This window comes from Pigmentiphaga aceris (genome assembly GCF_008119665.1).
GTDB classification, from domain to species: Bacteria; Pseudomonadota; Gammaproteobacteria; order Burkholderiales; family Burkholderiaceae_B; genus Pigmentiphaga; species Pigmentiphaga aceris.
This window is the reverse complement of the sequence record NZ_CP043046.1, coordinates 456,354-468,043: the sequence shown is the minus strand read 5'-3', so window position 1 is coordinate 468,043 and position 11,690 is coordinate 456,354. Positions and strand designations below refer to the sequence as shown.

The following is an 11,690-nucleotide window of genomic DNA, read 5'->3' as shown; positions in this document are numbered from 1 at the left end:
CTCATTCCTGCGCCAACACCACGCTGTCTTGCGCCGCCCAGTTGACGGCAACCTGGTCGCCAATGGCGATACGTCCTGCACTGCGTTCCGAGATACCGGTGACCAGCACCTTGGCGCCGCGTTCGGTCTGGATCTCGAAGCGGGTGGTGCCACCCACGAAGGACACCGACTGCACCACACCGCGTGCGCCGTTGTCGGCGCCGGCGCCCTCGCCCACGCAGACCTTCTCGGGGCGCACCAGCACCTTGACCTGCGCACCGGCTGCATGGCCCTTGGGCCCTTGCACCTTGATCGCCAGGCCGGTATCGGTGGTGACCACGCCATCGGCACCCAGCTTGCCCTTGAACAAGTTGGATTCACCCACGAAGTCGGCCACGAATTCGCTGGCCGGTTCGAAGTACAGCTCGTCGGGTGTGCCGTGCTGGGCGATCTTGCCGCCGCTCATCAAACAGACGCGGTCCGACAGGTTCAGGGCTTCTTCCTGGTCGTGGGTCACGTAGACCAGAGTGGTACCCAGTTCACGGTGCAGGCGCTTGATTTCGTCTTGCAGCTGGCCGCGCAGCTTCTTGTCCAGCGCGCCCAGCGGCTCGTCCATCAAAATGATTTTCGGCGCATACACGATGCAGCGTGCAATACCCACACGCTGCTGCTGGCCGCCAGACATTTCACGCGGCTTGCGTTGCTCGTAACCACGCAGGCCAACGCGGTCCAGCGCTTCCGTGACTTTCTTCTGCACCTCGTCCTTGCTCGCGCCGCGAATGCGCAGCGGGAAGGCGACGTTGTCGAACACGTTCAGGTGCGGCAGCAAGGCGTAGTTCTGGAACACCATGCCCAGCCCGCGCTCGCGCGCCGGCTTGTTCGACACGTCCTGCCCGTCGATCATCACGCGGCCGCTGGTGGGGGCCACCGCGCCGGCGATCAGGTTCAGGATGGTGCTTTTGCCCGAGCCGCTGGGGCCCAGCAGGCTCAGGAATTCGCCGCGTCGCACCGACAGGTCGATGGGATGCAGCGCGGTTGCGCCGCCGTAGTTCTTGCCGACGCCTGCGAAAACGATGGCGGCGTCGTTCGTTGCCTGTGAGGCCATATTGCGATCCTTCAAACTCGGCGGCGGGCGGGGCCCGACGCGTCTACACAATGGGGGAAAACGGACGCGGCCGTCACTCCGTGCGCTGGCTGGGCTGCAGCCACACAGACAAGCAGCAGAACAAAATGGACAGGAAGGTCAGCAGGGCCGACACCGCCGAGATCACCGGCGAGATGTCCCACTGAATGCTGCTGTACATCTTCACCGGCAAGGTCGTGGTGGACGCGCCGGTCAGGAACCAGGCAATGACCACTTCGTCGAACGAGATCAGGAAGGCGAACAGTGCGCCCGCGCCGATCGAGGGCAGCAGCTGCGGCAGCACCACCTTGAAGAACACCGTGCGGCGGTTGGCGCCCATGATGGAGCTGGCGAATTCCAGCGCCGGGTCGAGCTTTTTCACACCGGCCATCACCGTCATCATCACAAAGGGCGTGACGTAGGCCACGTGCGCAGCCACCAGGCCAGACACCGTGCCCACCGCACCCAGGCGCGACAGGTACAGGTACAGGCCCAGCGAGATCACGATCACCGGGATCAGGATCGGGCTCATCACCAGCAGCAGCACCAGCTTCTTGCCCGGGAAGTCGTAACGCACCAGGCCGTAGGCGGCCGGCACGCCGATCAGCAGCGCAATCACCATGGTCAGCACCGCCACCCGCAGGCTGCGCATGATGGCGCCTACCCAGTCGGCGCTGGTGAACAGCTGGCGATACAGATCCCAGGAAAAGTCGCGCGGTGGGAAGGTGATTTCACCGGGGCCACCGAAGGAAATCGGGATCACCAGCAGGCTGGGGGCAAGCAGGAACACAAGGACGATCGCAACGATCACCGTGCGCATGTTCCCGTAGGCACGGGCCTGGGGGTCGAGCAGAGTCGAGTCGTTCATGGCTTACACCGCCGCCGTACGCGGACGGGCTCCGAATTTTTGCAGGCGATCGACACCCAGCGCGGCAATCGTCACGATGCCCAGCAGGATCACGCCAATGGCAGACGCCATGTTCCAGTCCAGGGTTTCACGGGTGTAGAAGTCGACCAGGTTGGACAACATCACGTCCTGGCGACCGCCCAGCAGTGCGGGGATCACAAAGAAGCCCATGGACATCACGGTGGTGCTGAGCACGGCAGCGGCCACGCCGGGCAGGCTCAGCGGCAGCGTGATGCGGAAGAAGATGCGCGGCGGCTTGGCGCCCATGATTTCGGCGGCCTGGTACAGCGAGCGGTCGATGGCAAGCAGGCTGGCCAGCACCGGGAACACCACAAAGGGCACCAGGTAGTTGGTCATACCGACCATCACGCCCAGGCGGTTGAACAGCATGGGCACTTCGACCGGGCTGCCGGCCAGCCAGCTCAGGAAGGTATTGACCATGCCCGAGCGGCCCAGCAGCACGGTGAAGGCAAAGCTCTTGACCAGAATGCTGGTCCAGAACGGAATCAGCACCAGCACCATGTAGATGGCGCGCTTGCGGGCCGACACACGCGCCAGGTGCAGCGCCACCGGGTAGCCCAGCAACAGGCTGCCCAGCGAGGCCAGAATGCTGATCTCGAAGGTAGTCCACAGCGTGCGGCGGAACAGCACGCTTTCGAACAGCTGGGTGTAGGCCGCGAAGGACCAGGAATCACCGGTGTGCAGGCTGGTCCAGGCGACAAAGCCCAGCGGCACAAGGATCACCAGGAACAGGAACAACGTGGCCGGGCCCACGTACAGCAATGCATCTTTCTTTTGGGTCATGGCGGCTCACATGCACCTGCCACCGGGTGATGCCCGGGGCGCGTTCGGATCGTTTCGGATCGAAAACGCGACGCTGGGTTAACCATGCGTCGCGGGGCGGTCATGCCGGGGCGGATGGTCCGCCCCAGGTCACGTTCAGGTCAGCGCCCATTCCTTGAAGCGGCGCGACACGTCGTCGTAATGGTCGGCCCACCACATGTCGTTGCTGACCACGTGCTTGGGGTTGCCCGGGTTGGACATCCACTTGCGCACGTCCGGCTTGACCATCTCCAGCGCCTTCTTGCTGGCCGGGGTGTTGGCCAGGTGGTTCATCAGTGCGGCCTGGTTTTCCGGGCGCATGGCGAACTGCAGGAACTTCATGGCGTTGGTCTTGTTCGGCGCGCCCTTCAGCACGGCCAGGTATTCCAGGCCGATCAGGTTCTCGTCGAACGCGAAGTCGATGGTCTGACCGGCTTCCTGCGCCGCCTTCACACGGGTGGTGTAGGTGTAGCTGTAGTCGATCTCGCCAGTCTGCACCAGCGACACGGTCTGCGGCGTCTGGTCGACCCACTTGCCGACGTGCGGCTTCAGGCGATCCAGCGCCTTGAAGGCACGCTCGATGTCCAGCGGGTACATCTTGTCGGCCGGCACGCCATCGGCCAGCAGCGCGACTTCCAGGGTTTCGCTGGCGCGGTTGCGCAGCGCACGGCGGCCCGGGAATTTCTTGACGTCCCAGAAATCGGCCCAGGTCTTGGGCGCTTCCGGGTGCTTCTTGCTGTCGTAGCAGAAGCCGCCGGTGAAGCCGTAGAACGGCACCATGTCCTTGGTGACCGGGGCGATCAGGTCCTTGCTGTCGAACAGCGCCGGGTCCAGTTGTTCCCAGTAGCCGTTCTTCGAGCCGGTGAAGCCCATCGGGCCGACCACGTCGAACACGTCCCATTCGACGTTCTTGGTCATGACCTGGGCCTTGACCTTGGCGAGGTCGGGCGTGTCGATCAGGATGACTTCAACGCCGAATTCCTTGGCGAAGGGTTTGGCCAGCGCTTCTTCGACGCCGACGCGGTAGTTGCCGCCCCAGCTGACCACGACCAGGCGGCCGGCGGCACGCGAGGTCTTGGAGGTGAGGATCATCGGGGCGCCGATGGCGGCGGCGAGCATGGTCGAGCCGGAAGCCTGCAGGAAGCGGCGGCGCGGCAAGGCAGTGACGGGTTTGGACATGTGGGACCTCACACAATAGCGGTTGGGGGCGATGCGTATAGAACGGTCTTCAACTGCGTTTGGATGCGGCGGGGAATACCCGCCGCCATCACAGGTCTTACTCGCGGCCGCGGTGCTCGGTCACGATCTTGGTCAGGCGTTCGCGCAAGGCGGCGCTGGCGGGCAACATGGGGGCCAGCACGTCGCTGCCACCCCAGCCCAGCAATTCCATCGCGGCCTTGATCGGCGCGGGGTTGGGTTCGGCGAACACGCAGTCGATCAGCGGGCGCAATGCGGTGTGCAGTGCCATGGCTTCAGTCAACTGACCGTCCATCGCCAGCTTCAGGATGCGCGCCCACTGGCGCGGCACCAGGTTGGAACTGGAGATGATCGCGCCGACTGCGCCCATGGCCACGTGCAGCGGCAGCACGTCTTCTTCGCCGGTCAGGATGGCGATCTTGTTGCGGGTCAGCTCGGCCACGCGCATTTGCTGCGCCAGGTCCGGGTTGCAAGCCTTCATGCCGACCACACGGGTCTCGGCAGCCAGTTGCGCCACGGTCTGGTAGTTCAGCGACACGCCGGTGCGATACGGGATTTCGTACAGGATGATGTCGGCATCGACTTCATCCGAGAACTTCTTGAAGTAGTCGACGATGCCTTGCTGGGTCGGGCGGAAGTAGTACGGCGTGACAACCATCAGCGCGTTGGCACCGGCTTTCATGAAGGCGCGGCCGGCTTCGGTTGCGTTACCAATGCCGGGCGAGAGCACGCCCGGGATGACCGGGATGCGGCCATCGGCGGCTTTTACGGAAGTTTCCAGCACGGTCATGCGCTGCGCGGAGGTCAGCGAGGTGTATTCACCGGTACCACCCAGCGGCACCAAGGCGTCCGCATCGGCGGCGATCATGCGGTCCACGTGGGCGGCGATCGCGGCGGTGTCGATCTGGCCGTTTGCGGTGAACGGCGTCGGTGTCGCGGTCATGATGCCGCGATACTTGTGTTGCACTGTCATCCCTGCTCCTTCGGTCGGCTCGCCACGCGCTGCTCCCGGTGACCATCACATGGGTAGGGCATTAAGGCTGACAACCGTTGAAGCATCCTATGTGGCTTTCGCCAGACGGGGTCCTAACATCAGTACGGGTGAAACAATAGATAAGTATTCCGCATGAAAGATCGATGACAGTTCACGCGCGAATACAGGATTTTTGCAGAAATAGCCGGGTAATCACTGATTTCACGGGCAGATGAAGGGTCAGGTGGCCTGCTCAGCAATGAAAACACCCCAAGCGCCAGGGCCGATGCTTGGGGTGTGAACTGCGGCCGGTGACGTTCCCGGCGCGGGAAGTGCGATCAGTCGATCTTCGCGCCCGAGACCTTCACCACTTGTTCGAACTTGGCGCGCTCGGCCGTCATCAGCTTGTCGAACTGTTCAGGCGTGCTGGGCGCGGGCTGTGCCAGCAGCGACGCAAAGCGCTTTTGCGTTTCCGGTGCGTTCAGCGCGTCGACAAACGCCTTGTTCAGCTTGGCGATCACATCCTTGGGCGTACCGGCCGGCGCAACCAGACCCCACCAGGTGTCGATCGAGAAGCCCTTGATGGTGTCCGCCAGCGGGGGCACGCCAGGCAACATCTGGCTGGCTTGCAGCGTGGTGACGGCCAAGGCCTTGACCTTGCCGGAACTCAGGTTCGGGGCAGCAGCGGCCAGGTTGTCGATGTTGAAATCGACTTCGCCAGCCAGCAGCGCCAGCTGTGCGGGACTCGCACCACGGTAAGGAATGTGGACGGCCGAGAAACCACCGCGCTGCTTGAACATCTCGCCTGCCAGGTGGCCGGCGCTGCCGTTGCCACCGCTGCCGTAGTTCAGCTTGCCGGGGTTGGCCTTGGCGTAGGCGATCAGGTCGGCGACCGAATTGATCTTCAGCGCGGCGGCGCGTTCGGTGTTGATCACCAGCACGTTGGGCACCGTCACCATCTGGGTGATGGCTTCAAAATCCTTGGCCGCGTCGTAGGGCATTTTCGAGTACAGCCACGGGTTGACCGCGTGGGTGGCGGTTGCCGCCAAGCCAATGGTCAAACCGTCGGGGGCAGACTTGGCGACCGCGTCAGCACCGATGTTGCCACCTGCGCCGGGCTTGTTGTCCACGATCACCGTGCCCAGCGTCTTCTGCACGCTTTCGGCCAGTGCGCGCGAGGTCACGTCCAGCGGGCCACCGGCCGGATACGGCACGATCAGGTGAATCGGGCGGTCTTGCGCGTGTACCGGTGACAGCGCGAACGGAGTAGCCAGCACAGCGGCCAGAACGGCAGCCGAGGTCAGAAGGTGTCTGCGAGAAGTCATGAGTGGCATCGAGTGAAAACAATTGGCCGGGGTGATGCGGCGGGCGGGTCATGGTACTGCCGATGGGCGAAATGTGAATCCCGGATCACCCGCAGCAGAGGAAAGAATCTTGCACGCTGCACGTTAAGGAATGTCGGGACGCGTGCGGCGCGATGATGCTGAGTGCGATGCGGCGTTATCGCGCGGCGGTTTTATCAGCATCACGCTGCTTCAGCCACAGGCCGAATTCCTTCATCACATCCACGACGGGATGCAATCGTTTGCCGTCCTCGGTCAAGTCATATTCAACCTTGACCGGCGAGGTCGGATACACCGTGCGCTTCACCAAACCAGCATCTTCCAATGCCCGCAAGTCCAGCGTGAGCATGCGCTGCGAAATACCGGGCACGTCGCGGCGAAGGTCGTTGAAGCGCTTGGGGCCATCCAGCAGGTAGGACACCAGCAGCAGACGCCAGCGTCCACCCAACAGACGCATCGACTCTTCCACGGAACAGCCAGTCAGGCTTTCTTTCATCGCAAGATCCAGAACAAAACAAAATTCAAAAGCAGTAGGTATATTTTTTGTACCTATATAACAATTTACTGCCTTCTTCCTTTTTTATCCCAGACTTTTAAAATGGCGGAGCTTCCTGGCCAGGGGGTTCACACGCTTTCCAATCGCTACCGGATACCCATACATGAAGCTCTACTACATTCCTGGCGCCTGCTCGCTGGCTCCGCATATCGTGATGCACGAGCTGGGATTGGACGTCACCCTGGTCAAGGTGGATCACAAGACGCACACCACTGAAGACGGCCGGGACTTTTACGAACTCAGCCCATTTGGCTATGTGCCGGTACTGGCGCTTGATGACGGTGACGTCCTGCGGGAAGGGCCGGCCATCTTGCAGTTCCTGGCCGACTTACAGCCCGCCTTGCGTCTGACACCAGACGGCGGAACGCGTGAGCGCTTGCGTCTGCAAGAGTGGCTGGGCTTCATCAACTCGGAAATCCACAAGGGATTCATTCCGCTGTTGTATGCAGTGGCGGCGGGCAAATATGGCGTTGAGCATGCCAAGCCGAAACTGGAAAAGCGTTACGCGTGGATCGATGCGCAGCTTGCAGACAGGCCTTACCTGATGGGCGACACCTATACGGTGGCAGATGCTTATCTGTTTGCGCTGACCCAGTGGGGTCAAGCTCCGTGGCTGGCTTCCGTCTACCGGGCCGATATTCACTTCGATGCGCTGTCACACCTGCAGGCTTGGTACCTGCGCATGCGGGAGCGGCCAGCCGTGCGCTTGGCGCTGGCGGCGGAAGGTCTTAAATAGACCAGGCCATCACGATGATGGTGGTGCCCGCCGTGTTGAACGGCGGGCAGGCCGATGGGCGTTCGGCCTGGGGGCGATGCTTGGGTGGCGATGCCTGGGCGTCGATGATCACGCCTTGCGCAAGAACTCCGACTTCAAACTGAAGCTCACGCCATCGACCTTGCAGTCGATATCGTGGTCGCCGCCGACCACACGAATGCTCTTCACCTTCGTGCCCACTTTCAGCACGATGGACGAGCCTTTCACCTTCAGGTCTTTGATCAGCACGACCGAATCGCCATCGACCAGCACGTTGCCGTTGGCGTCTTTCACCACGACATCGTCATCTTCTTCAGCGTCAGCAGCATGCAACGGCCACTCGAAACCGCAGTCGGCGCAGACATGATTCGCACCGTCCGGGTAGACGTTTTCAAGCGTGCATTGGGGACAGGTGAGTGCTGCGGTCATGACAGGTTCCAGGCAGTAAGGGGCGCGCGAGTATAGACGGCCCGACTGTCAGCCGGGCTGCGCCAGATCAAACTGCCCCGCCCTTTACTCGTCAGCCATCCACTCCACTTCCGCACCCACCGAGCGCAGGTTTTCAATGAAGCCCGGATGCGCGCGGCGGATCGGGGTGGCGTTCATGATCTGCGATTCGCCTTCGACGCTGGCCGCGACCATCAACAGGGCAATCGCCACACGGATGATGTAGGGGCTTTCGACGACCGCCGGCACCAGCGGCGAGCCGCCGAAGGTGATCAGGCGATGCGGGTCGGACTGGAACACGTGCGCGCCGAATTTCGACAGTTCGCCCGACCAGCCCAGTGCGCCGTCGTAGACCTTGTTCCAGAACAGCGCGCTGCCCTGGGCCTGCACGCCGAGTGCGATGAAGATCGGCAGCAGGTCGACCGGGAAGTATGGCCAGGGGGCGGCTTCGACTTTGGTCAGGGTGTTGGCGGTGAAGGGTTGGCGCACTTTCAGCGGGCCGTCGCGGTGGGCGGTGCTCCAGCCGTCGCGGTGTTCGATCTCGATGCCGAATTTCTGGAAGGTGCGGTCGATCAGCGGGAATTGCGTGGGCGCGGTGTTCTTGACGCGGATTTCGCCGTCGGTGATGGCACCGAGCGCCAGGAAGGTGGTGATTTCGTGGAAATCTTCTTCGAAGTGGAATTCACCGCCACCCAGTTGCGCCCCACCCTGCACGGTCACGCGCGAGGTGCCCACGCCCTGGATCGGCACGCCCAGCATCATCATGAAGCGGCAGAATTCCTGCACGTGCGGTTCACATGCAGCATTGGTCAGGGTGGACACGCCGTTGGCCGATGCGGCGGCCAGCACGAAGTTTTCCGTGGTGGTGACCGACGCGTAATCCAGCCAGTGGTCGTTGGCCTGCAAGGTGGCCTCAGTGCGAATGATCAGCGAACCTGCGGTGCGTTCCACCACGCCGCCGAAGCGACGGAACACTTCCACGTGCGGATCGATTTCGCGCACACCCAGCGTGCAGCCTTTCACGTCGTCTTCCAGGCGCGCCACGCCAAAGCGGGCCAGCAGCGGCGGCACCAGCATGATGGACGAACGCATTTCTTCCGGCAGGCGGTGCACCAGGGGGTCGAATTTGGTGTGCTGATGATGCAGGTCCAGCGTGCCGGCCTTGAAGTCGACCGCCACCTGACTGCCCAGCAGACGGAAAATATCCAGGATCTTTTTCACGTCCGTGATCTCGGGCACGTTGTGCAACCTGATCGGCTTGTCGCTCAGCAAGGTGGCGCACAGCACCGGCAACACGGCGTTCTTGTTGGCGGACGGCAGAATCTGGCCGCGCAGGGGGCGACCACCGTGAACGATAAGATGGGACATGCAAAATGACCGGAAATTGAAGCAGGCGGGCATGATGCCACGTGCCACTTCAAGTTGCCGGATGCGGTGCCTGCCCGGACGCCCGCGTAGCGCTTGGTCTTGCAGCACTTACCCGCCGCAGAGCCAGCAGGAATGCGGCTTGCGGGGGATGAAACCCGATGTAACGCCGGTATTTCGCTACCGGCAAGTCTCTTGGCCGCACAGATTGGCCCTGTCGGCATTGTGGCTAGAATGAAAAGTCATCCATCCCGGGCCACGCTGCACTCAACCATGCGCCATCATGTTTTTGCCTACGGCACCCTGCGTTCCGGCGAAGCCAACGACTTGGCCGTGCACGCGGAATCTCGCGGGCTGCCACCGCCGCGCACACTGGGTCAGGCCCGGGTCCCCGGTCGGCTGGTCGATTTTGGTGGCTGGCCCGGTCTGATCGATGACGGCACCCTGCCCGGGGTGCTGGGCGAGGTGTTCGATGTGGACGCCAGCCTGCTGCCCTTGATGGACGAGATCGAAGAGCATGTGCCGGGGGTGGATGGTTGTTTTGTCCGTCGCAGCATTGCCTTGCAGCTGGATGGCCTGGCGGTCCAGGCGCATTACTACCCGATCGACACGCGTTTTCTGGGGGATGCAGTGGCCATCGACCACAACGACTGGATTGCGTATCGGCAGGCGCGCGACAAGGCTGCGCTGGACGCGGCGGGTATTGAGTAAAGCGTTGGTGCGCAGGTGATGGTCGATGACTCCAGATCACCGCATCGACCCCACCCACTGCTGTCAGGCGAAGCGCACCGAAATCCGCCCAAGTTCCCCGAAGGCAGCTTTCACTTCATCACCCGGCGATACAGGAATCGGCTTCACGCAGGTGCCCGTGGTCACTACCTGCCCGGCTTCCAGCGGAATGCCCAGCGACGACAACTCGTTGGCCAGCCAGACCAGCGCAATCACCGGGTCACCCAATACGTTTTCGCCTTTGCCGATGTGCCGATGGCCGTCGTTCACCACGGCTTCGACTGTGAAATTCACCAGGTCCAGGCCGCGCCAGCTGGCTTGCGTGGGCGCGCCCAGCAGAAAGTCGTGCGCGCAGGCATTGTCGGCGGCCAGCTGCGCCACACCAACTTTCTCGAAAGCTTCATAACGCGAATCTGGCACTTCGATGGCGGGATGCAGGCTGGCGACAGCTTCCAGCACTTGCCCACGGGTGTAAGCCGCTACACGTGGCAGCAGCGTGCGCCCCATCCTGAAGGCAAACTCGCATTCGGCGACCCGCATCAGGTTGTTGGCCAGTGACAGCGTGGCCCCGTCCGGGTGCACGCGTTCGGCCAGAATGCGGCCGGCAAGCGGGCCGTCCACACCGATGTGCGCCTGGCCTGCGGTACTGGTGGCGGCGATTTTCCAGCCAAAGATCGGGCTGGCACTGCGCGCATCCAGCAGCGCTTGAATGGCATAGCCGTCTTTGCGGCTGGTGGGGCGCAGGGCGTCGGACAAGCCAGTGCTCAAACGGCCACCGCTTTGCCAAGTGGTCCAGAGCAGGTCGGACGCTTGGCGGAAAGTCGTGGAATCGGTCATCAATCTCTCTCGTGATTACCCAATGGGTACTGTAAGCGAGCAGCAAGCCATGCACCCGGCGAGGCATGCGGACAATCCCGCGCTGCGGCACACCTCGTCACAATCCCTTGAACAGATAAATTTAAAAATCGCTTGCAATCAAATAGCGCACTATTTAATATCCTTCCCATGACGACGAAACGCCCTTCCCCCGGTAGCCGCGACAGCGACACGCCCCGACTCGATCAGCAGCTGTGCTTCACGCTGTATTCGACTTCGCTGGCGATGAACAAGCTGTACCGCAAGCTGCTTGGCCCGCTGGACATCACCTACCCGCAATACTTGGTGTTGATGGTGCTGTGGGAGCGCGACAGCATGACGGTGTCGGAAATCGGCGAACGTCTGTTCCTGGACTCCGCCACGCTTACCCCGTTGTTGAAGCGCATGGAATCGTCGGGTCTGCTCAGCCGGGCACGCGCCGCATCCGACGAACGTCAGGTCATTGTGACGCTGACCGACGCCGGCAGCGCATTGCGTGAACAGGCCAAGGCCATGCCGGAAGCCGTGATGTGCGCGTCGTCTTGCAGTCCTGAAGAACTGACGCAGATGAAAGATCAGCTGGACCGCCTGCGTACGCAGCTGGCGGAAAACATGTAAACGGCAGAGAAGCATCCGAACC

At 62.4% G+C, this 11,690-nt stretch carries 13 protein-coding genes; 3 read left to right on the top strand and 10 right to left on the bottom strand.

Going from position 1 to position 11,690, the window contains the following annotated elements:
• Position 1: 1 nt before the first annotated feature.
• The 7 genes from FXN63_RS01965 to FXN63_RS01935 all read right to left on the bottom strand — a co-directional run bounded on the left by FXN63_RS01965 (position 2) and on the right by FXN63_RS01935 (position 6,840).
• The gene (locus FXN63_RS01965) at positions 2-1,084 is read right to left on the bottom strand and encodes an ABC transporter ATP-binding protein (protein ID WP_148812346.1); all 1,083 of its coding nucleotides are present in this window, start codon (positions 1,082-1,084) and stop codon (positions 2-4) included.
• A 73-nt stretch (positions 1,085-1,157) separates the two neighbouring features.
• On the bottom strand, positions 1,158-1,970 hold the full coding sequence (locus tag FXN63_RS01960; protein WP_148812345.1) for an ABC transporter permease: 813 nt from the start codon (positions 1,968-1,970) through the stop codon (positions 1,158-1,160).
• Between the two features lie 3 nt (positions 1,971-1,973).
• Positions 1,974-2,813 (bottom strand): ABC transporter permease, encoded by an 840-nt coding sequence (locus tag FXN63_RS01955; protein WP_148812342.1) that lies wholly within the window; start codon positions 2,811-2,813, stop codon positions 1,974-1,976.
• Positions 2,814-2,948: 135 nt separating this feature from the next.
• The gene (locus tag FXN63_RS01950; protein ID WP_148812340.1) at positions 2,949-4,010 is read right to left on the bottom strand and encodes an ABC transporter substrate-binding protein; all 1,062 of its coding nucleotides are present in this window, start codon (positions 4,008-4,010) and stop codon (positions 2,949-2,951) included.
• A 97-nt stretch (positions 4,011-4,107) separates the two neighbouring features.
• Complete coding sequence (gene dapA / locus FXN63_RS01945; protein ID WP_148812338.1) at positions 4,108-5,001, bottom strand: 4-hydroxy-tetrahydrodipicolinate synthase; 894 nt, start codon at positions 4,999-5,001, stop codon at positions 4,108-4,110.
• A 338-nt stretch (positions 5,002-5,339) separates the two neighbouring features.
• Positions 5,340-6,335 carry a Bug family tripartite tricarboxylate transporter substrate binding protein gene (locus tag FXN63_RS01940; RefSeq protein ID WP_148812336.1) on the bottom strand — a complete coding sequence of 332 codons (996 nt, stop codon included), beginning with the start codon at positions 6,333-6,335 and terminating at the stop codon, positions 5,340-5,342.
• Positions 6,336-6,501: 166 nt separating this feature from the next.
• Entirely contained in the window at positions 6,502-6,840 is a 339-nt protein-coding gene (locus FXN63_RS01935; RefSeq protein WP_148812334.1) for a winged helix-turn-helix transcriptional regulator, read from the bottom strand.
• 163 nt (positions 6,841-7,003) lie between these two features.
• Between FXN63_RS01935 and gstA the strand changes: the two genes are divergently transcribed.
• The gene (gstA, locus tag FXN63_RS01930; RefSeq protein ID WP_148812332.1) at positions 7,004-7,636 is read left to right on the top strand and encodes a glutathione transferase GstA; all 633 of its coding nucleotides are present in this window, start codon (positions 7,004-7,006) and stop codon (positions 7,634-7,636) included.
• A gap of 108 nt (positions 7,637-7,744) precedes the next feature.
• Here the strand turns inward: gstA and FXN63_RS01925 are convergent, their stop codons facing one another.
• Positions 7,745-8,083, bottom strand: a complete 339-nt coding sequence (locus FXN63_RS01925; RefSeq protein ID WP_148812329.1) for a zinc ribbon domain-containing protein YjdM — start codon at positions 8,081-8,083, stop codon at positions 7,745-7,747.
• An 84-nt stretch (positions 8,084-8,167) separates the two neighbouring features.
• On the bottom strand, positions 8,168-9,469 hold the full coding sequence (locus tag FXN63_RS01920; RefSeq protein WP_148812327.1) for a UDP-N-acetylglucosamine 1-carboxyvinyltransferase: 1,302 nt from the start codon (positions 9,467-9,469) through the stop codon (positions 8,168-8,170).
• Positions 9,470-9,739: 270 nt separating this feature from the next.
• Here FXN63_RS01920 and FXN63_RS01915 point away from each other — a divergent pair, with 270 nt between their 5' ends.
• Positions 9,740-10,177, top strand: a complete 438-nt coding sequence (locus FXN63_RS01915; RefSeq protein WP_148812325.1) for a gamma-glutamylcyclotransferase family protein — start codon at positions 9,740-9,742, stop codon at positions 10,175-10,177.
• A 63-nt stretch (positions 10,178-10,240) separates the two neighbouring features.
• Here the strand turns inward: FXN63_RS01915 and FXN63_RS01910 are convergent, their stop codons facing one another.
• Entirely contained in the window at positions 10,241-11,032 is a 792-nt protein-coding gene (locus FXN63_RS01910) for a 2-keto-4-pentenoate hydratase (RefSeq protein ID WP_148812323.1), read from the bottom strand.
• A gap of 168 nt (positions 11,033-11,200) precedes the next feature.
• Between FXN63_RS01910 and FXN63_RS01905 the strand changes: the two genes are divergently transcribed.
• Positions 11,201-11,668 (top strand): MarR family winged helix-turn-helix transcriptional regulator, encoded by a 468-nt coding sequence (locus FXN63_RS01905; protein ID WP_148812322.1) that lies wholly within the window; start codon positions 11,201-11,203, stop codon positions 11,666-11,668.
• Positions 11,669-11,690 lie beyond the last annotated feature (22 nt).